The following is a 21,436-nucleotide window of genomic DNA, read 5'->3' on the forward strand; positions in this document are numbered from 1 at the left end:
TATTATACCATTATTTTTGTTAAATTTGACAGTTACATTTGTAAAAATTGAAAAGCTCGTATTTATAACTATTTAGGTTGAACACGAATGGAAACTATCCCCCGAAAAAATGATTAATTTTTGTGAATTTACATAATCGCTACAAATGATATTTTAGACGTTTTGTATAGTGCAATTTTAGGATTGTGGCTAACGGCGTATGAATGTATCTTTTGAATGTGGTGCGTTTTTTTGTTTTCTTATTGGATAATTGTGATATTTATTTGTACATTGATTTGTCAAAACAGTTATTCTGAATTTTGGATATATGTGTTACTGTTGTGTGTTCACATAGTTAGTAACAAATAGGTGTTGATAATATTAATATTGTGATAACCAAAAGGGGTATGGTTTAAAGGATGGGATTCTGTGAAATGACTTAAGCGATCACAAAAAAAGCCAATCCATGAGGATTGGCTTTTATTTGTTTAAATTTTTCTAACCAGAGTTGCTTTTTACACAGTTACTAAAGGTTACTAATTTCATTAGCCTTCTTTTAGTTTGATTTGAAGTTTTTCTTTTAACAATGCCGAAGGGAAGTTATGCCCCACGGCAAATTTCACAGTGCCTGGTAGTTTTCCCGTGTAAATGAGTTTACCAGACAAGTATAGTTCTGCCTCTTTGCCAATAAGTTCATCAGGCAGATATAGGTTTGCAAAGCCATCAGATACTTCGATTATTATATTCTCATACTTATCAGAAGTCGATGCAGCAGCTATTGAAGGTAGGAGCTTTTCTAATTCTTCCTTTTTGAAAAATTTTGACAGGTCTATTATTTTTTCATCATCTTCATTTTCTGAATGTTCTTCATAGTTAATCATACTACTCAAAAATGCATCGTAAAATATTTTGATTCTATTTATTTCGAAGTTATAGAACTTCTTCCAAATACCTTTGTACCTATTTGCCATCTTCTTAAAATTATCGAGGATTTTTTCAAATTCATCTTTTTTTACCCTGCCGACAACTTCACAATACTTTGGACTAATATAAAAGTTTATTGGAGTTACTTTTAGACTTCTGACCATGTGGTCTATTTCAATTTTGTATCCTGCTCCCCCTAATACCAACTCTGTCGTCAGAAAGATTACATTGTACATCTCTCCGATTTTCTCAAAAACAAGTCCATATACTATGTCCTCACCATAGATAGCCACTATGTCCCCAATCTCTAATTTTTCTGTACCTTGTTCCAATAGTTTCCTAATTTTCTTTGCCCCTTTTTTATACTCTTCAAAAATTTGTTCAAGGTATTTCATTTCATTTCTATCGCTCATTTCTATCGCCTCCAATTTCTTGCAGAGTGTCTCAACAAATTCTTTTACACCGTTCACTTATTAAAACGAATATGGTCACATATTTCTGACTTGTATTTTTGTATTACGATTTTTACAACACTTGGACTGACATTCACAACTTCCTCAAAGAACTTCCTTATTCTTTCTCTTACCCGCTGGTGGGCTTTGTATCTTGCATCAGCGGACGGATATTCTCTAAACTGGGCATCCTTAGAGTAACCTGAGTAATAGATAAAATCGCATAAATCCAGTTCCTTCCCTTTCACGTAACTTTTAAATTCCTCAAAGATGTCTTGAGCTACCAATTTATCGAAGATTTCTTCTGATGTTAGAGCCGTATTGTCAGAAATCACCTCTGACAGCTCGAGCTCATCATCTTCCTCTTTAACGGTCACATCAATAGACAGAGGCTTTTTTTCGCTTGCTTTTCGAAAATCTTCTATTAGGTTGTCAACTATTCTGTTGAAATAAGTTGCTATTTGTAACGGTTCAAAATCCTTCAGTTTTTGCTTGAATTTGAGGATTCTTTCCATAGACTGTTGGTATACTTCATCAACAACTTCTTCCATTTGACCAAGTCCGAGATTTTCAGGTTTTCCGCATGTTTTTTTGTACACTTTCGCGGCAATAAACTCACGAACTTGCTTATCACACTGGGCGGAAAAAGTATTGTTGAACAGGCTCTTGACACACTTTCCCAACCTTGAAAGGTCATACTCTTTCCACACATTCATCACTCCAATTCTCCAAGTCTAACGCGCAACCACTTAGAAATTGTATTTTCTTTTGTCTTTTGTAGTTTTCAATTACGGGTGCTGGAAGTATGAAAACGTAACGTCCCCCGATATTCATAATTCGGCTCTCATTCATAAATATTCTCTCACTTGCGAAGGGGCAACATTCAAAGACTTTGAACACAGCATCTGAATACTTTTTCGTTGACAAGAAAGACACCAAGTAATGGAATCCTTTTTTTTGAATCAATCCTGGTCTTGAAGGACGTTCACCTTTGCGTGAATAATACAAGTCTTTGATTCCCAAATTTTTTGCTACAGTGTTTTTTATATCTGAAAATATAACAAGCTGCGATTTGAAGTTGTATTCATGGAGTTTTTTCATATGCCCTCCCCCAACATCATTGTTTGTTAATTCTAAACTTATTATAGCATTTTTTTAGATGTCAAATGAAGTAGTAATTTTTGTTTATATATCTGGAAGGATACTCAATTGCGTAGTTAAGGGGGATGAAACTAATGTATGTGATAATGGTATACGATGTAAACGTGAAAAGGGTTAACAAGGTTTTGAAAATAGGGCGAAAATATTTAAATTGGACTTTAAGGTCCGTGCTTGAGGGGCTTCTTACGGAGGAGTTGTACGAAAACCTGAAAGAAGAAATAATGAGGGTAATAAATACAGAGGAGGACGCTGTTTATTTCTATTTGATTGATACTTACAATGCGCCTCACAAAACTATTATTGGGGCGACACCAGGTGAGTTTAATTTCATTGAATAGTGTGTTTATTCAATGAAATTTGTTAAACTGTTAGCCTTGTCTTTTCCTATTATTTCCACTTTCAACTTTGTTCCCTTGGGTAGGGAGTATATTACCAATCCGTCGTCGTCTTCTTTGCGGATATACTTCGATACTCTTCTAATTAGTTCTTTTAGAGCTCCTCTTGGTAGATATCCCTCAAACGTTGAGTTCTGTTTCCAAACAAGGAATCTAAGTAGTAATTTGTGAACCTTTGCAACACGTTTCTCGTTTACATCGTACACTAATAAGTATCTTTTGCTCATCTTACTCCCTCCTAAAAAGTTGTCCAAATGAATCCTTCATATATCTAAACGCACAAACTTAGGCATCCTGACAAAGAGAGGATTTGTTTTGTTTTATACTATCTGTCAAAAATCTTTGTCGAATGCGTTTTCTATTTTGGAAAGGTTAAATTTCCAAAGTAGCTTTGGGAGGCGAAATACTATGCAAAAAGAGATTTGCAGATTTGTGGACTATATTATAGAGGTTGAGAACAAGAGGGCAGCGATTTACATCTCAGACGAGTTGGTGTATAAACCAGCTGTAGTAAGGTTCCATGGACAAGAAATCTATCGTGGAAGGCTTCCGTATGTTTTGTTTCTACAGTTACCAGCACACATGTCTCCGGAAGTCGTTGGTTTCCTGTTGCGCATTAAGACCGGCTCTGTTTTCAAAACTTAGGCATGCAAGTAAAAATGATGCCGAGAAGCTGGGAGAGTATCTTCTTTTCTGAAAAAGTCAGATAATATCTCTACCCACAAGCTCTATACAACCAAAACCTGCGGAATTTTTAGAACCAAGCCCTGCATCGTATGCTAATTTAAGGATTTCATAGTCCCCTTCCAGCTCAAGCACTGTTATCCAAGCATCTAACTTCCTTTCTTTGTACCCCACAACCACCCTCTTCGGATTTGGGGCAATGTTTTTTATTCTCAGTTGTCCCTGAAATTCTCTACCAAATGCCGCGTGAAATTTTCTTTTGAGGTTCTCCTCTAACAGTTTTGAAAAGATTTCATCGTGTGGTGAGTGATAAAGTGTGTATTTCTTTCCATCTTTGTCTACTGTCGAATAAACCGTAATTGGAGATTTTGTTGAAACTACGATGTGGTCAGTTTCTGGAAGTTCAAATATCTCAATCTTTGCTGGCACGACAAAATTCCTACCCAATCTAAGGTTTTCGAATCTGCCAACTCTGTCGACAACGAATTCTATTAGTCTTTCGTCTGCCGTCGATATGATAAGGACAACATGGTCAAAGAACTTTATTGTTTTGGTTTGACTATCTATTTGGAACCTTCCAAGAAGTCTGGAAAATGAGAACAGTTTATACAAACGCTTACCAAAGGTGTATCCTTTGTCATGCAAGAATTTTCTGTATTCTTCATCATCAATTAAGTTCAGAACAAATGCTTGCAAAATGTGATTGTATTCTGTTGGAAGTTCCAACTTGTCAAATGTAAAGTTAATGTACACTCTCAAGTTTACTACCTCCAATTTTTTGGGATAATTTAGTAATTAAATTTAGATCCGTGCTATCATACAAAAACAGACCAAAGTGGCCCACTCTTAATCCAACAGCGTTGGCTAAGGCTATCATTTCTTCTGAACCGAACAGCTCAACTTTGTAGATGCTCCTTTTGTAAGGTTTCACAACGGGAATTAAAGCATAGTTGATATTCTTGCCTTGGTAAATGTGCTGTGCCAAAGCAAAGTAGTATTCTTCAATAGCTCTTTGAATGCTTTCAATGGGCTGCTCTCCAAAGTTTTCGTTAGCAAGAACATAACATTCACTGAATGGTTGAAAGACTTTAACTGATGAATAATAAGGAAAAGCACCGCCCAAAGAGGTTTTGAGTAACCTCTTTAAGGCGGAGCCTACAGATTTTGTTGCTAATCGTACCTTTATAGTTGCATCCTTTACAATGTAATATCCATATTCGCTTGCGTATATTCTTTTTCCAAGCACGTGCGAAACGGAATGCGGAACATCTTCCAACATTTGGGATATTTGTTGGATAAGTTCCTCTGTTACTAACGTTGGTGATTTTAAGTCCCATCTCAAAACGATTTCCAGCAAAATTTTCACCTACTTTGCCTTGACAGAGTATGAAGACTTTTTAGTTTTCTAATCAAGAAGTTTTACTTTTATCCATCCAACTGGTAATATATCTTTTGGAGACTCCGATAATCTCACAATTCGCGTGGTTACTGGAAAGTTATTTTCCTTCACTTTTTTGTAGCCAAATAGAATTTTCAAAACCTTTACTTGATCACGTTTCAAAAATCCTCTGTAAGCTGTTTTTGAATAAAATCCACTGTGCCCACCAATTCTTAGAACGAATCCGTTCTCTGTTTCTTTGTTGATTTTAGAGAGTGTGTTATAGAAATTCAATAGCTCATTTTTCTGCTGATAGTTAGAAGCACTAATCTTTTGCTTTTCCATCTCTATTAATATTCGCGCTGCTTCTTTCATAGTATCGACGAAATTTTTTTCGCTTCCAAACACTTGCATTAAATAATCAACAGCTTCCTTCCTTGCACCGTTCTGTAGTAGTTTGCTCAATACGTCTGCTTTGAAAGTTATCCTGCTTTCGACTTTGTTTGAACCAGTGTTTCTCAGGTCATGCAACCATACTTCAAAAAACTGTGGAATACCTTGCTTGGGTCTTTCCAAATGGATTACTTCAACTTTTTTGAATTTTATGTAATTTTTGTCAATAAACGAGCTATCTGAGATTATCAGTGCTTTGAATGGTGATAGTTGCGCACTTCCAAAGACATTGTCTTCAATTTTATTAACTTCTGATTTTGATACGTTAGGTGTATTTAGTGCATTTTCAAAAGGTTCTGCAAATGCTTCATTAGCCTTTATTAGCGCCGTTCTTATTGCACCTTTGATGGAACTGCCAGGGATGTAAAATCTACCAGCGGTGTGGACGAATCTGCTAATTTGAAGAGTCTTTGGTTTTCCATTTTTGTCTTTTATTGTCGGGAATGATGTGTGACTGTAATCCCCGATATTAATTTTTAATTTATCAAATATTTCTTTCAAAGCACCATCTTTTGTTGATGGGTTTAATATTTCATCCATTTTTTCAACAAAGGACTCTACAAACTCATCATTTTCCATGAGCTTATCAAAGTTGAGAATATAGGTCTTACCGCCATCCACCAAAGTTTCAAATTTTCCCACTTTTTCTCCTGAACCAATAAAGACAGGAGAAATAGGTTCAATTATCATTCGCTTTGAAAATGTTGAATTTTTGTTCATACATTATTGCCCCCTTTGAACGGGAGTAAGAAAGCTTTACCATATCTGTAAACCCTATACCCATACGTTTTTTCAAATCCATCGGGAGTTATGTCTAAAATCTTGCCTCTTACCGGCTTTTTAAAAACAGAACCTTCTGTGAACATAACTACCCTTTTCGCCTTTTGGTCAGTTCCAAAGATGTAGCCTGTTCTGTATTTCAGTTCGTATGCATCAGAGATTTCCTTAGCAATTTCTTTGGATTCGTTTGTATAATCGTTCTTTGAGGGAATGTAAGGAGATAATAGCAAATACTTGTCTCCGACCACTGGTAGTTGTACTTCTTCTATTTTGTATTCAAAATTTCCAAATCCATAGGTTCTATCTCCGCCAAGACCTTCGTCAGCTAACAATTTCAGAGAAGCAAGTATTTCTTCCTTTAATTCCTTTCCAACTCTTAGATAGAACCACAGACCGCAGTTCGGAGCAAAGTGTACCTCTGAAAAGTAATAAAGGTTTGATTTCGAATTGATGCGGTTTATACCCGCCCTCGGACGCTCGAAGATTTCAACCGGTCCTTCGAAACCATTTGAGAATTGCACTTCGCTTTTGCTAAGAAATTGTCCATGAATATCTTTCTCTTCAACAGCTATGTTCTTGGTAACGATTTCTTCGTCGACAAATTTTATCTTCTTGAGTTTTTTAGGCTGAGATATTTTTTCTAAGTTAAAATTTTCACCCTTCGGTCTTGGTAAAAAGTATTTATCACCTACATAATAGAATGCTGAAGAGATGAGTAGTTCCGTTTCTTCTGTATTGTCTGAGATATTCTCAATTAGCTCTGCAGTTTTCTCAGAGCCAAAAAGTTTTGAATAAGCGCAAACTAAAGCGCTAAATAAGGTATCTGCGTGGACCATCCCCTCAGAGACTTCACCTACACCGTCGATAAAACCTATGTGTAATGGACCTTTAAATCTTATCTTAACCCGATAGTCCATAGGTATCACTTCCTTAGATAAAAGTTCGTTTACATGTGCCAACGGTTGAATTCAAACCCAGAGTTTATTTAAGTTCTTCAAGCGCTTTTTTCAGTGTTGAATATTCTCCGACTTTTTCCTCCTCTTTATTACCAAGGTAATAATCCCTTTCTCTCTTTAAAACTTTTATGTTTTTAAATTCAATCTTTCCATATCCTCTCGAACCGCTACCGCCAAGATAGTCGTCTTCGAGCAATTTCATAGCTAACAATAAGTTTTTCAGAAATTTATCCCCATCTCCATCGTAAATATCAACTACGAATTCTGCTTTGAATATCGCTCCAGCTGGTACACGTTCTTGTTGCCTTGGATTTGCTCTTGAAGTTACCCTGTTTATTGTGTTTTCGTATTTGAGTTCCGTCCATTTTGTTTCAAGGAAATCAGAAAGTGGTTCAAGGCTTTTTTCATCTAAGTATGCATCCCTAACGATTAGTCTTGTTCTGGCGAATGTGTTATCGGACTTGTTGTCAACAGATGTTCCAAATAATCCACAGACTGGGCAATTAGGATCCGTACATTTGTGAACATTTCCATCTTTACTGACTTTACCGTGGTAGAATTCACTAAGCACCCTCATTTTTCCTTTCAAGCTGCTACCAGGAATATATGGTCTACCCTTTGGATCCTTAATAACTGGGTTATCAAGACCGCCTATTTCCAAATCTTCTTTGCTAGTCCCAATGTGTAAACCCGTTTTAACTTCAATATCAGCAGTAACAATGTATTTACCAACGAAATCCTTTACTTCCATGCTTTATTCCCCCTTTATCGGCTTTTAGAATTGTTTATGGCTTCATAATACCTGTGATAAGCAACAAGTGCTTCAAAGAAGTCCGTGAAAAGATTATACGCTTTTTTTATCTCCACGCCATTTTTCTGTTTGACGACATCAACCACTTTTTTCATTCCTTCAGCAAGTTTTTTGAGCTGTTCCTGATTTCGTTCTTCCCTACCAACATCGTATAGCAAAACTGCCAAGAATTTGTTCAGTTCTCTTTTTAAAATCTTTTCAACATCGGCTTCTTCTAAACCCGAGACTTCAATTTTTTTGACATGGTTGTAGAATTTTCTAAGTTTCGTAGAATTAATCTGGATATTAGAAGCTATATTCCTTGCCTTTTCGTGCAATGTGTTGTAATCTTCTTGAAGATTAGCAATCAGTTCTTTAACTTTTTCAAACTCAGCTGCGACATTTGTACCTGCTCCAGCATTTCCCTGCACAAAACTACTAACCATCTTAACACCCCCAATTTTCAATGCTTTTATTAATGATTAGCCAAAGAAATCTCTTCTTGTTCTTCCTCTTCGCGTTCAACTTTTCTTGTTTCGTCGTGCACCCATCTTACAACTATGTCCAGTTTTGGATAAAGCTGGTTGTAGTTGACAAGTATTGAATCGAAAAAGTCCTTAATAGCCTTTTTTGTTTCTGCGTCTTTTCGTTCCATGAGTCTTCCAACGTAGTAATACAATCTCCAGATTTTGAGTCGTTCTTTTGGTCTGTTTGCGAATACGTCTAATACGTGTAATAAGTTCTTGGTAACATCATATTTTTCAATGAGTTCTTGTAGTTTGTCTTTGAGCTCCTTGGCTTTATCAAACTCTTCCCAGCCCATACACCCCCTTAAGAAATACAATGCAGCTTTTTCTTTGCCATTGCGCTTGTAAGATTTCGCCTTCTCATCAAGTAATTCCCCTGCAATTGTCCCAAGTTTGTATACTGGATATTTCTTGCTTGGAGCTATAGCTATTGCCATTGAAATGGAAAGTTCGTCATTCTTTGAGAACTCGAAAAATTTCTTGCGTATAGTGTCAGCAAGCAGAGGGAGTTCATTCCAAGGGCCTAAAATCATAAAGTCGTCGCCACCAGAGTAAATAACATTACAGTTTTCGTATTCTTCCCTAACAAACCTCTCTAACACCACGCTGAAGAACATTTCTAATTCAGAAGATAATGTGGCAACGTATGAAATTGGAGCACTCTTAACATTTTGCCCAAAGGTTCCCGATAAAGATTTGAATATGCTTCCAAGATTGTCAACGTCACCTCGTAATATTGCCCATCGTTTTACTCCCTTTGATTCATCTGCTATCGTTTCAAGGTCGGCTACAATTGGTTTATCATCTTTTCCAATGTATTTTCTTGAGACATAGCTTGCCATTTTTATAGGATACATCGCAGACATTGGGTCATATGTTCCTTCATGGCTTTTTTCTATTGCGTAAGCAAGCTTGTTAGGTTCATTGTCAAATTTTAATTCAAAGCCAAAGCTTCTGAAAACGTCAAAAACATCTCTTGGCTTTCGGGTAATTTCTGGAATTGGTTCGATAGTGAGATACTTACTGTTTGCCAAATTATATCCAACTTCTACAAACGATTCGCAAAATTCACATTCATATTCATCAGAGCCAACCTGATCCATCCTTCTACCACAATATGGACATCTTGGACCTGAGAAATCTTCGGGCAAGAACATCTCCAAATCGACAACCGTTGCGAATTTTTTGTTTTTCTTCTGTTCTAATAATCTTGCTAATTCATCATGAACATCGAAGTTTAGAAGCCTAGAGAAGTTGATTTTGATACCACCAAGTAAGACAGAGAGGTCCAGACCGAACGCATTGTAAATCTTTTTATCAATTTCGTTCTGGTATTCACCAAGCCTATCAATAGTGCTTGCCGGGACGAGCAGATAGAAATGTCCACCACCACAATAAAGGATGTTGGAATTGTAAAGCCCTTCTTTTCTCACAATGTACTTTGCTATAATTTCGGCAAGATAAGCTATGAAGAACGAACGTGCACGCAGTTTTTTAAGCCCGTTTTTGATTGATGTTTTGTAGATGAAGTCTTGTATACCGGAGATATCGCCTTTGATGACTCCGAAAAGTTCTGGGTCGTCGCTTGCTGGAACATTCTGATTGTTCTGAAGTCTCCTCACTAAATCTTCAATTCGAGAAAGCTCACTGGAAGCATAAACAAATCGGTCGTTTTGCTTTTCGAAAAGTTTATCCCCAAGTTGTGCGTACAAAGCAACGGCGATTGCGGCAGTTGAAGAGGCATGTGAGAAGAGTGATATATCTGGTTCGCTGTAGTAAAATGCAGACGGAACTGTTGAGGTGTATTCTTTGAGTAAGTAATAAAGCCTTTCGTAAACTCCTTCTGGATTTTCTTTCCAAAGATTCTCTAAATCACTATCTTTTAGAAGAGGTTCAAATTCTTTCCAAAGTTTTTCGTAGTGTTCTTCAGGAGTCCCTGTGAATTCTCCTGGCTGCTTTACGGACTCTGCTAATGAGAATCGTGAGAGAGGTCTGTAGTAATCTTCTTTTTGTCGGTTAGCTAAAGATACTCTGGAAATAATCGACTTCATGTATTTTATTTTTTCATCTTCAGGAACGCTGTAGTCGGTACGTTCATTTGAAGAAATTCTGTCGGCTATTGAGACTATCTTTGTCAGAATTTCGTATTCACTTACAAGATTCTGGAGATTATCATGGTGTTTGCTTATTATCGTTGAAACATCTTCGCGGTATGGCAACTTAGAATTCTTGTATATGTAGGCGCCAACAAATTGGTGGGCCAGCCCTGAGCTTGCAGTCTTGATTTCGTAGTTATATTCTTTCTTAATTGCCGATCTCAACTCTTCGCTCATCTTCCCTCTTTGTCTGAATTTACCTATATCGTGAAACAGACTTGCTAAATAAAGTACATCTTTCCATTTCTTATTCCCTTGTCCATTCACAGGCATATATACACCCCCATTTACCATCGGAAAGCAGTGTAAGCCTCTTCCTCTCGTAAGTGTCTAATTAGTTTGTAGCATTCATATCTTATCGCCGTTTTGTAAGACATTTTTTGTCCATTGCCGTAATCAAATGTTTCCTCAAGTCCGTTCTCAAATTCCTTTATGAACTTCTTTTTACCGTTTTCGTTTAAATATACACCCCCTTCAACTTGCCGGAAGTCTTCCTTTTTTATCATTGACTTGTTAACCATATTCAGAATAACTCTGTCAACAAGAATGGGTTTAAATATTTCAGAGATATCAAGTTGTAAAGAAAACTTTCTTTTGTTTGGTTCGTGTAGAAAACTGATAGATGGTTCCAAGGAAGTCTTAAAGATTTCTGACAGAACTACGTTATACAAAAGCGTATTGCCAAAGCTAATAAGTGCATTGATTTCATCTGCTGGAGGTCTCATAGTTCGTTCCTCAAACTTGAAGCCCTTACTCTCAAATATCTTTCCTAACGCCTCGTAGTAAATCTTTCTTATGTTTCCTTCTATTGCCATTAATGCAGCAATAGTTTCTTGGCGATAATACGTTTTTTTCAAAGACTCAATTTTTGATATATTCTCTTGAATCTGTGAATATTTATCCACATAACGTTTAATCAAAGACATCATGTTATCTGCTACTCCAAGCAGTATTTCACGAGCTATAACAATACGCTTTTCCAAGTCTTGATAGTGTTGGAATTGCAGTATCAACATTTCTCCAGTTTTGTTAGTTTCGACGGGATAAAAACATCCAACATATTCGCCGTTGTAATTGTAGAAAAACACTGGCACTTGAGAATTCGAAAATAGTTCAAGCGTTTTCTTATTAAGCTCAACTTCCGAAAAAACCATAAGACATGAAACATTTTTTAAAGGAACGTATACTGGCTTTTCCGTTTCAGATTTTGGTTCTATGTACAAAGCAGAACTCTTTTTTCTAAGATATGCATCTTTAAAAATGTAAACTGTTTGCATCTTTATCCCCCCTGGAGAGGATTTCTGAAGCGGTCCAATTAAAAAACGGGGATACCCAGTAAAATCTGACAGGAGTCAACTATGTAAAATTAAATTTTGAGTAGAAGACGAAAATGTATGATCGATGTTGAATTTCTCGCGCTTTTTCATCATAGCAAATATCGTCCTTAGCAATTTGTGCGCTACACTCATCATCGCTTTTTTGTATACTAACCCTTGCGCTCGTTTTCTTTGAAAATATGCTTTAAAATATTCGTTGTGTCTCACTACATTCACACTCATCAGCCAAATTATTCGTCTCAGGTGGGCATTGCCCCTTTTGGATATGCGGCTCATTTGTGTCTGCCTGATTCATCTACGCTTGGGTCAAGCCCACAATAGGCAATTAGTTTTTTGTATGTGCTAAATCTTGAAATATCGCCAACTTCGGCAAGAAAATACAGTGCGCTATTTTCACCAATTCCGTCAATGGACGTGAGTATTTCAACATCTTGATTAAGCGAAGCACATTTGCAATATTCTTTGAGCATCTCATCAAACTCATTAAGTTGCTCTTGTAAAAATCGAAGTTCCTTGATAGTTTGAATAAGAATCTTCTCTTTCACTGGCCAATACTGAGCGATGGAGTTGTTAGCAAGCTCTTTAAGAGTTTCTGGAGTAAGTTTTAACTTTCTACCGATTGTTTTTGAAAAGAAAACACGTAAAGAATCAATGGAGGCTTTTTGGATAGCTTTAGCAGAAGGGAAAGAAGAAAGCAAATCCAAGATAGCATCATTGTAGATGTTGGTCACTTTTTCAAGTTCAGGGAAGAGGAGAGAAAGAAGCTTTTCGATGTCGTTTTTGACTCTTGAGATTTGATGAGTGATGCTTTCCTTTTTCCTTGCAATATCCCGAAAATCTGAGTTGAGGAAAGAAGAAGTAGGAAGAATGTGATGGGTATAGAAGATGGTAAGAGCAATAGAGCGAGCATCGATTTTGTCAGTTTTAGTTTTCCTAAGCCCAACGGGAAGAGATTTGTTAACAAGCAAAGGATTAAGAACGACACAAGAGAAATCATTGAGAGAGAGGAAAGAAAGAAGGTTAAGATGGTAACAGCCAGTAGACTCCATAGCGATAAGGACAGAAGACTTAGGGAAAACGGAGAGCTTTTGAACAAAGGAGGAAAACCCTTGTTTGGACATATCGAAAGCAGATTCGAAGATGATAGAATTAGGATTTTGGATAGCACAGGCGTTGAACTTATGCTTGGAGATGTCAATACCGACAAAGATGGAGAAGTTTTGAGACATACTAAAACCTCCTTTCGATTGAATAGGTTAAAAGGCGAGGGCAGGGGCCTGCTGAACCAAACCTCCAGTGTGACGAGGGTTAAAAACCCAACCAACTTATCATGGTTAAAGGCAGGCGACAGACTCCCGTAATGGCTTGAAAGCCAAGGGACACTAAGTCGTCCTGCCCTGCCTATTTTTTGACTAAAATATTTATACCATACTTTTACGTAGGAGGGAAATAAGCTTTCTATCTCAAAATCTCGTTTATATCTAACACAGGAACATACCCTGCCTTTTTTGTTTTTCCACCCTTGAAGTAATTGTAAATCTTCCCTGGTACAAAATCTCCTAAAGCCATTCCAAAACCAAAAGCAATCGGGACAGGACAACTTAAAAATATATGGAGTTCGTCGTAGTAAAAGTCGGTGCGTACTATTTGTGTAATTGAAAACAACTCGGAAATAATTTTTTTCCAATCTCCAAGAGGTATATTACCTGAAGCTTCCATATTCTTTGGCATTACATGGATGATAAACCCATCTGAGATATTTTCTTTCGCATATTCTTTAACAGAAGATAACAATTTATGTGAAGCCAATTCGATAGCTAATATAGCTTTTCGTTTGTTTGTACTATATTCCAAAACTTCATATGTAAGTTCTTGCAACATCTCCTTGGACCTCGTAACAGTTTTTATTAACCTTAGATTTTGTTCTGTGGTTAAATTAAGAACAGGAAAGTAATCACCTTGATAATGATAAACTACGAGCTTGTCCTTCGCACCCAAAGCTATCCCAAGTCCGAGAGCAAACGCTGCAGGACCATTAATTGCTATATGCGGTATGCCTGAGTTATCTATCACATTTCTAATAATCCCATAAGACTTTTCAATATGCTCATAAAACTCATCTTCTGAAAGTTCTCTGTTAACTGAATAAGTAAGTGGAGCTCGGTATATTCTCTCAAACAAGTTACAATTTGACTCACAGTCTTTGCCTGAGAATGCTAAAACTCTTTCTTTCAACCTTTTCCACAAGCTTTCAATGTCTTGCGGTTTTGATGAAAATCTTAGCAATATAGGTATATGAAACTCTTTCTCATTCAAAAAATCAATAATTTCTCTTATGTAAGATACATTAATGTAGGAAATCAGTCCAATGTTGTTTTTATTGCAGTATGCTAATTTCTCGTCAAAGTTTTCGACTTTTAAAATCTTTCCATCTTCTGCCACTCGGCCAGTAAAAGCCAAATTTTCTGGTATGTGGTCTACAAGACGACCTACAGCAACTGCCAATTCAAAAGATTCACCTACAAAACCTCTGTCGAAAAGCACAGATATTTTGGCATTGATTTTCTTTTCGAGAACTGCCAAAATATCACTGACTTCTGGATTATTGCTAAACGAAAAATCAACTTTGAACACAAGACATCTTGCTAAAGTCACTTTATCAGCTTCGACGACAGGAAATTTTACCTCTACAAATTTGGACCAAACCAGCAAGTACGCCTCTTCTTTTTTAAGACCTAACGAGCCGTATTCTGTTATTAAAAGGTTAATAGCATGCTCTTTATAATTTTGCGAAAGCAAGAACTTGAAGATTTCGTAAACAATAAGCTTTCGTTGGGGTATATCCTTATCAAGTCGTGATAGGTCTACGGGTATCTCTCCTAAACTAATCTCACCTTTTTTTACAAAATCAAGATATTTTAAAACATCGTTTTTCAAGAGATTAGAATACGCCACGACAGAATCCTCCCAACTTGCACTTATTAAAGTTCTTAATGTGTAACTATAGTTTGAAGTAATTTTGATAATCCTTATATTTATTATATCATATTTGCCAAATATCCCGCCAACAAAAAAAGCGAAATTTAAAGACGAATTTTAGAGCTTCCTAGATAACATCGCTGTTAATCAAGAAAATCATAACAATTTATGTTGAATTTGAAATTAAATCATTCCGCACCACAAATAGTCCACACACCTCTCAAATAGAATACCAGCTTTAAGTCGCTATCATTTCTTCCGTTTTGTTAATACATTATTTATCTATACATCACCTATTTGTTACCTGATTTTTTCTTCTCATCTGTAATTTTTCTTATCCAACACTTAATTCAGATTTTTTATTTCATACCAGCTTTTTTAGCCATTATACATCAAATAATAAAATTTTATTAACTCCAAAACAATCTTTCTGCAATCTTTTTAAACCCTCTTTTCCCGTTTTTACTTCATATTTTATTAATATTTTTTCAAAATCCTCATAAATACATGCCGCATTTTCTGCCCTTTGTAACGATTATGTAAACTCACAAAAAATCACAGATTTTTCGGGGGATAGTTTCCATCTATGTTCAACCTAAATAGGCATAAATACGAGCTTTTTAATTTTTACAAATGTAACTGTCAAATTTAACAAAAATAATGGTATAATATCTATGAGGGTCTTACGAGTTTTAGAAGTGACTATGAGGGATGGAAACGAGTCCAAGAAATAGCTTTCAATAAGATTTACACTCTGGGTTTTAGAAGTGACTATGAGGGATGGAAACAACTGGCTCGTCAAGGACCATACCTCGATAATCAACTTTCCACGAGTTTTAGAAGTGACTATGAGGGATGGAAACTAGAATCCCCTCCTTCATAATCAATAGCCAGTTTTCGTTTTAGAAGTGACTATGAGGGATGGAAACCACTGTCTTTCATCTCCAAGCCGATGTAGATAGTTTTAGAAGTGACTATGAGGGATGGAAACGTGTAAAATCTGGTGGGATACGTTTTTGAACTCTTTCGTTTTAGAAGTGACTATGAGGGATGGAAACAAAAGTTACCGTCTGTGGCTCTACGCCGTACAATCTGTTTTAGAAGTGACTATGAGGGATGGAAACAGAATCCGTCTACCACTTTTATCTCCGAAACTCTGGTTTTAGAAGTGACTATGAGGGATGGAAACCTTTCACCACTATTTCGATGTACAGTCTCTTCATAATGTTTTAGAAGTGACTATGAGGGATGGAAACTTACCATACTGTCTCGCCTCAACCCCTACTCTAATTGAGGGTTTTAGAAGTGACTATGAGGGATGGAAACCATTCAAATTAATTTGTCAATAGTTTTTTACTTGTTTTTGGTTTTAGAAGTGACTATGAGGGATGGAAACAGCAGAGAGGATAGTGAAAAAAGGTGCCCTGCATAAGTTTTAGAAGTGACTATGAGGGATGGAAACCAACGTCCGACTCTCGCTTTTCTTCAAAGAAGTACGACTGGTTTTAGAAGTGACTATGAGGGATGGAAACCCCCTCCTTGAGGATAGTTTTTTCTTTTTTTGAAAAAAGGTTTTAGAAGTGACTATGAGGGATGGAAACCTCAGAAGACTATTCACTTTTCAAAGGCCCGCCCGTTCGTTTTAGAAGTGACTATGAGGGATGGAAACTAAAATTCGTGTTACCTTTAATTCTCTTTGCCATGTGGTACCGTTTTAGAAGTGACTATGAGGGATGGAAACCTGATTTGATTGTTGATGTACCGTTGCACTTCTTGCCGGGTTTTAGAAGTGACTATGAGGGATGGAAACTGTTGACCGTTCACCTTCACTGTAACTTCAAGATACAACGTTTTAGAAGTGACTATGAGGGATGGAAACTCTCATCAAACTCCGCTTGGAAGGGCACATAAGTGTTTTAGAAGTGACTATGAGGGATGGAAACATTTCACGAATGTCAGCAACGGTTGGCTGTTCTTTGAAGGTGGGTTTTAGAAGTGACTATGAGGGATGGAAACAAAGAACAGGATGTAAACATCCTTTTCTTCCCATAATACAAAGTTTTAGAAGTGACTATGAGGGATGGAAACCCGCCGCGTGGGGTGTCACCTCCTTCTTCTTTTTTTGTTTTAGAAGTGACTATGAGGGATGGAAACTAGCGTCAGTAACACGATAGTTGAATAACGGTCTTTTGTTGTTTTAGAAGTGACTATGAGGGATGGAAACGGCGTCAACCCGAGGACGATGGTGAAGGCGAGCAATAGTTTTAGAAGTGACTATGAGGGATGGAAACCCCAACCCTTCCAAACTTTTACCTTTGAGCTGTCCTCCAAGTTTTAGAAGTGACTATGAGGGATGGAAACAATCCACTTGACTTGACAAGTACACTTTTGTACTCATCGTTTTAGAAGTGACTATGAGGGATGGAAACAAAAAAGGCTGGCTTTCGCCAGCCTTCAATCTATCAAAGTTTTAGAAGTGACTATGAGGGATGGAAACCATACGGATAAACTGAAAATCTTTTGGGGTGCAGCTCTGTTAGTTTTAGAAGTGACTATGAGGGATGGAAACCGTGATCCGGAATATGCACTCTCATTCGCCTAAATGCTTGGTTTTAGAAGTGACTATGAGGGATGGAAACATAAAAAAAAGGCGACGCTTTACACGTCGCCTTCTTCAGCCTCCAGTTTTAGAAGTGACTATGAGGGATGGAAACAGGCTGTCCTTACTTTTTAATCCTGACATGATGAGCTTAGGAATGTTTTAGAAGTGACTATGAGGGATGGAAACTGTTGTTTTACTTCTTGTTTTATCTCTTCCTGTTTTGCTTGTACGTTTTAGAAGTGACTATGAGGGATGGAAACACAGATCGTAAAGTCTTTTCTTGATGTACATAACATACCAGTTTTAGAAGTGACTATGAGGGATGGAAACCCAACCGTGGATAATTCTCGAAAAAAACGCTGCCGATTGGGGTTTTAGAAGTGACTATGAGGGATGGAAACTTTTATCATCTGTTTTCGTTGTTTTGAATTTTAGGTATTCAGTTTTAGAAGTGACTATGAGGGATGGAAACTCGTCTAAAAACCACTTTTCACTAACAACTCCCATTGGTACAGTTTTAGAAGTGACTATGAGGGATGGAAACAAAAACCCCTTCTTTCTTTTTTTTACTCATCATCAATGAGTTTTAGAAGTGACTATGAGGGATGGAAACTCTGTAACACTCTTTGGTTTAAATCTTACAGCAATCAACAGGTTTTAGAAGTGACTATGAGGGATGGAAACACTTCAAACAGTTCCGCTACATTTTTCGGTTTGAATTTAACGTTTTAGAAGTGACTATGAGGGATGGAAACATAATCCTTTTTATAACTTCACTTTTCAACATACCTACCAGGTTTTAGAAGTGACTATGAGGGATGGAAACTTCGCTTCAGCGTTTGCTCTGACTGTTGGATTTATTTTTTGGTTTTAGAATTGACTATGAGGGATGGAAACATTATTCCGTCTGGAACTTGCCCTGTTTGATCGAAGTTTTAGAAGTGACTATGAGGAGTAGAGACAATCAACTGAAGCGCTCGTATGCTTAAACGTTATTTCAGCAGAAGGAATAAATAGAAACAAAAAAGACCTCTGCAAATGCAGAGGTGCAATTTTTTTTGTTCTTGAACTTGAATGTACAGTATTAAATAAAAAACCCCAGTGAGCTTTTGCCCACTGGGGTTTGTTTTTATTGTTTATTACATCTGCTCGCTTGTGTTTGTTCCACCTTGAGCTTGTTGTTTGTAGAGGTATTCGCCTATTTTCATGCTTTCTCTTTGCAAGTCGTCGAATAGTATCTTGACTTTTGCGATGTCGTCTCTGTTGATTGCATCTCTCAAGTCCCTAATGATTTCCTCTAACCTGTTCTTTGTATCTGCCGGTATCTTGTCGCCGTTTTCTTTGAGTACTTTTTCGATGTGGTAAGCAAGGTCGTCTGCTTTGTTCTTTAGTTCGACCTCTTCGCGTTTTCTTCTGTCTTGTTCTTCATACATTTGCGCTTCTCTAATCATTCTTTCGATATCTTCGCTGCTCAGTTGATGTCTACCTGTGACAACCATGGATTGTTCTTTTCCTGTGCCAAGGTCTTTTGCTGAGACGTGAACTATACCGTCAGCGTCGATGTCGAACGTAACTTCGATTTGAGGCACTCCTCTTGGTGCCGGTGGAATACCTACAAGCTGGAAGCTACCAAGGAATATGTTATCTCTTGCCATTGCACGTTCACCTTGATAGACTCTTACTTCAACACTTGTTTGACCATCTTCAGCTGTTGTGAATATTTTGCTCTTTCTAACGGGAATCGTTGTGTTCCTTGGAATTATTGGTTCCATCAATCCACCCTTGACTTCAACACCGAGTGTGAGTGGTGTAACGTCTACAAGTACTACGTCTTTGTCTTTTGCACCTTCAGTTCCTGCCAAAATTGCCGCTTGGATTGCCGCACCGATTGCAACAGCCTCGTCTGGGTTCACACTCTTGTTCGGTTCTTTTCCGAAAATTTCCTTGATGAACCTCTGCACCATCGGAACTCTTGTCATACCACCAACAAGAATGATTTCATCGATGTCCTGCGGTGAGAGTTTTGCATCGTTTAGTGCTCTTTCAATTGGTTCTCTTGTTTTTTCAACAAGGTCTCTTGTGAGTGATTCGAACATCGCTCTTGTAAGTTTCATTTCTAAGTGCAGTGGACCTTCAGCTGTAGCTGTTATATATGGCAAGCTTATGTCCGTCTCAAGTTTTGTAGACAATTCTATCTTTGCTTTTTCTGCAGCATCTCTGATTCTTTGGAGTGCTTGTTTGTCGTTTCTTAGGTCTACGCCATGTTGTTTTTTGAATTCGTCGATAATGTAGTCCATTATTCTTTGGTCGAAGTCGTCACCACCAAGATGGTTGTTACCACTTGTCGCGATAACTTGAATGACTCCTCCACCTATCTCAAGTATGGAGACGTCAAATGTTCCACCACCAAGGTCGTAGACAAGGACTTTTCTTTCGCCTTCCATTTTGTCAAGGCCGTAAGCCAATGCAGCAGCTGTTGGCTCGTTAATTATCCTGAGCACCTCAAGTCCAGCTATGATACCAGCCTCTTTTGTAGCTTGTCGTTGAGCGTCGTTGAAGTAAGCTGGACAAGTAATAACTGCCTTTTTAATTTCACCACCGAGATATTCTTCTGCATCTTTTTTGAGTTTCTTGAGTATGAGCGCACTGATTTCTTGAGGGGTGTACTCCTTGTCATCGATCCTCACCTTGTAGTCCGTTCCCATTTTTCTTTTAATGGATTTTATGGTCCTTTCTGAGTTCAAAATAAGCTGACGTTTTGCTGGTTCACCAACAATGATTTCTCCGGTTTTCGTAAACGAGACTATAGACGGTGTTGTACGACTTCCCTCTGCGTTTGGAATGACCTCGATTGTTCCATCCGGTTTCATCCAAGCGATAACTGAGTTGGTCGTACCAAGGTCAATTCCAACAACAAACTCTTTTTTCGCCATATATATCCACCTCCGTAAGATTTTTGTTTTTTTGTTTGCCGAATATATTCTACCAAATTAGCACTCTTTTGTCAAGAGTGATAATTAAAATTTTTAAAAAATTTTGGGGGTGACAGTACTAACCGAAATACAAATGCGACATGGTGTTAGGATTTATCCTATGTAGAATACTTTGTCTATCCTATTCAGCCAACCGTTTAAGTACTTGGGATTTTTGATACCAATGCGTTTGGCATGGTCTCTAAAGGTGAGTCTTAGTTTTTCGATAATTTTGGGAAAATCTGGGTCAGAATCACGTAATGTGATGAGCTTTTCCTTTGGAGTCACAGAATAGGCTATTGAGAAGGCTTTGTTACCGAATAGCACACACATGTGCATCAAAGCCACTTGCAGTCTTACACTTTGATATTTGTAAAGACCGTTGGGAAGGTAATAGCGAATGTATAAGATATTGAATGCGTCTTGCCTTGTAATATGGAAAACATCGATATCAGGGTTGTATTTAGAAGATATCCCATATCTTGTGAATCCTCCTGTTTCATCAAAAGTTAATGCTTCTCCTTCGTAGTCAACGACGCTGTAAATAACGTATTCAACAGTTCTGTCTCTTGCTAATGCCTGCCTTAGGCTTTTTAATTCTTCTTTCATTTGATTGTACCTCTCAATTAGTGTTACTGTGTCTTTTTGAGTGTCCGTCTCAAGCTCAATGTAAGCTTCTTCGACAAAACCTGTTGACTCTGTATTATGTTCAAGCGATGCAAAGTAAGGCTCACGTATGTCTACCCGGACATTTTGCGCTTGAGCCTGCGGCGTTTTGCTGTTTAATAACATACCTAAAACTGAAAAGATTATTAAGGAACTTCCAATAATGATGAAATAAAAAAGGATATTCTCAAGCTTTTTTAGGTTGAGCAACTTTCCGCCTCCGTTTTTCCAAAACTTACAAAGTG

General features: G+C 37.4%; 17 protein-coding genes, 1 pseudogene and 1 CRISPR repeat array. Of the genes and pseudogenes, 2 read left to right on the top strand and 16 right to left on the bottom strand.

The window, feature by feature from the left end:
- Nucleotides 1-524: 524 nt before the first annotated feature.
- The 3 genes from FERPE_RS07565 to FERPE_RS07575 are packed head-to-tail and all read right to left on the bottom strand — an operon-like array spanning nucleotide 525 to nucleotide 2,456.
- Nucleotides 525-1,316: a hypothetical protein gene (locus FERPE_RS07565; RefSeq protein WP_041262870.1), complete on the bottom strand. Its 792-nt coding sequence runs from the start codon at nucleotides 1,314-1,316 to the stop codon at nucleotides 525-527.
- A gap of 53 nt (nucleotides 1,317-1,369) precedes the next feature.
- A complete protein-coding gene (locus FERPE_RS07570; RefSeq protein WP_041262871.1) occupies nucleotides 1,370-2,065 on the bottom strand; it encodes a hypothetical protein in 696 nt (231 codons plus the stop codon).
- On the bottom strand, nucleotides 2,049-2,456 hold the full coding sequence (locus FERPE_RS07575; RefSeq protein WP_014452047.1) for a hypothetical protein: 408 nt from the start codon (nucleotides 2,454-2,456) through the stop codon (nucleotides 2,049-2,051). The genes FERPE_RS07570 and FERPE_RS07575 overlap by 17 nt, the downstream gene beginning before the upstream one ends.
- Before the next feature lie 134 nt (nucleotides 2,457-2,590).
- Between FERPE_RS07575 and cas2 (FERPE_RS07580) the strand changes: the two genes are divergently transcribed.
- On the top strand, nucleotides 2,591-2,854 hold the full coding sequence (gene cas2 / locus FERPE_RS07580; RefSeq protein WP_014452048.1) for a CRISPR-associated endonuclease Cas2: 264 nt from the start codon (nucleotides 2,591-2,593) through the stop codon (nucleotides 2,852-2,854).
- A gap of 5 nt (nucleotides 2,855-2,859) precedes the next feature.
- Here the strand turns inward: cas2 (FERPE_RS07580) and cas2 (FERPE_RS07585) are convergent, their stop codons facing one another.
- The gene (gene cas2, locus FERPE_RS07585; RefSeq protein WP_014452049.1) at nucleotides 2,860-3,138 is read right to left on the bottom strand and encodes a CRISPR-associated endonuclease Cas2; all 279 of its coding nucleotides are present in this window, start codon (nucleotides 3,136-3,138) and stop codon (nucleotides 2,860-2,862) included.
- Between the two features lie 181 nt (nucleotides 3,139-3,319).
- On the opposite strand from cas2 (FERPE_RS07585), the gene FERPE_RS07590 reads away from it, so the two are divergent.
- Complete coding sequence (locus FERPE_RS07590; RefSeq protein WP_014452050.1) at nucleotides 3,320-3,556, top strand: hypothetical protein; 237 nt, start codon at nucleotides 3,320-3,322, stop codon at nucleotides 3,554-3,556.
- Between the two features lie 57 nt (nucleotides 3,557-3,613).
- On the opposite strand, the gene cas6 is transcribed toward FERPE_RS07590, so the two are convergent.
- The 12 genes and pseudogenes from cas6 to FERPE_RS07650 form a co-directional block, all read right to left on the bottom strand.
- A complete protein-coding gene (gene cas6 / locus FERPE_RS07595; RefSeq protein ID WP_245530453.1) occupies nucleotides 3,614-4,348 on the bottom strand; it encodes a CRISPR-associated endoribonuclease Cas6 in 735 nt (244 codons plus the stop codon).
- Nucleotides 4,338-4,952, bottom strand: coding sequence for a hypothetical protein (locus tag FERPE_RS07600; protein ID WP_014452052.1), 615 nt, complete (start codon nucleotides 4,950-4,952; stop codon nucleotides 4,338-4,340). The genes cas6 and FERPE_RS07600 overlap by 11 nt, the downstream gene beginning before the upstream one ends.
- Before the next feature lie 48 nt (nucleotides 4,953-5,000).
- Nucleotides 5,001-6,146 carry a type III-A CRISPR-associated RAMP protein Csm5 gene (gene csm5 / locus FERPE_RS07605; RefSeq protein WP_014452053.1) on the bottom strand — a complete coding sequence of 382 codons (1,146 nt, stop codon included), beginning with the start codon at nucleotides 6,144-6,146 and terminating at the stop codon, nucleotides 5,001-5,003.
- Nucleotides 6,143-7,123, bottom strand: coding sequence for a type III-A CRISPR-associated RAMP protein Csm4 (csm4, locus tag FERPE_RS07610; protein ID WP_014452054.1), 981 nt, complete (start codon nucleotides 7,121-7,123; stop codon nucleotides 6,143-6,145). The genes csm5 and csm4 overlap by 4 nt, the downstream gene beginning before the upstream one ends.
- Before the next feature lie 64 nt (nucleotides 7,124-7,187).
- A complete protein-coding gene (gene csm3 / locus FERPE_RS07615) occupies nucleotides 7,188-7,913 on the bottom strand; it encodes a type III-A CRISPR-associated RAMP protein Csm3 (RefSeq protein WP_014452055.1) in 726 nt (241 codons plus the stop codon).
- Between the two features lie 14 nt (nucleotides 7,914-7,927).
- Entirely contained in the window at nucleotides 7,928-8,398 is a 471-nt protein-coding gene (csm2, locus tag FERPE_RS07620; protein ID WP_014452056.1) for a type III-A CRISPR-associated protein Csm2, read from the bottom strand.
- 29 nt (nucleotides 8,399-8,427) lie between these two features.
- Complete coding sequence (cas10, locus tag FERPE_RS07625) at nucleotides 8,428-10,908, bottom strand: type III-A CRISPR-associated protein Cas10/Csm1 (protein ID WP_014452057.1); 2,481 nt, start codon at nucleotides 10,906-10,908, stop codon at nucleotides 8,428-8,430.
- A gap of 14 nt (nucleotides 10,909-10,922) precedes the next feature.
- Nucleotides 10,923-11,912, bottom strand: a complete 990-nt coding sequence (gene cas1b, locus FERPE_RS07630; protein WP_014452058.1) for a type I-B CRISPR-associated endonuclease Cas1b — start codon at nucleotides 11,910-11,912, stop codon at nucleotides 10,923-10,925.
- Between the two features lie 75 nt (nucleotides 11,913-11,987).
- Nucleotides 11,988-13,201 (bottom strand): annotated as a pseudogene (locus tag FERPE_RS07635) (IS110 family RNA-guided transposase).
- A gap of 229 nt (nucleotides 13,202-13,430) precedes the next feature.
- Nucleotides 13,431-14,927: an SAVED domain-containing protein gene (locus FERPE_RS07640; RefSeq protein WP_014452060.1), complete on the bottom strand. Its 1,497-nt coding sequence runs from the start codon at nucleotides 14,925-14,927 to the stop codon at nucleotides 13,431-13,433.
- A 713-nt stretch (nucleotides 14,928-15,640) separates the two neighbouring features.
- Nucleotides 15,641-18,515: direct repeats of the CRISPR family, unit length 30 nt; unit sequence GTTTTAGAAGTGACTATGAGGGATGGAAAC.
- Nucleotides 18,516-18,692: 177 nt separating this feature from the next.
- Nucleotides 18,693-20,486 (bottom strand): molecular chaperone DnaK, encoded by a 1,794-nt coding sequence (gene dnaK / locus FERPE_RS07645; RefSeq protein WP_014452061.1) that lies wholly within the window; start codon nucleotides 20,484-20,486, stop codon nucleotides 18,693-18,695.
- Between the two features lie 153 nt (nucleotides 20,487-20,639).
- Nucleotides 20,640-21,401: a lysozyme family protein gene (locus FERPE_RS07650; RefSeq protein ID WP_014452062.1), complete on the bottom strand. Its 762-nt coding sequence runs from the start codon at nucleotides 21,399-21,401 to the stop codon at nucleotides 20,640-20,642.
- Nucleotides 21,402-21,436: the final 35 nt, after the last annotated feature.

Origin of the sequence: Fervidobacterium pennivorans DSM 9078, assembly GCF_000235405.2 — a bacterium.
GTDB lineage: Bacteria > Thermotogota > Thermotogae > Thermotogales > Fervidobacteriaceae > Fervidobacterium > Fervidobacterium pennivorans.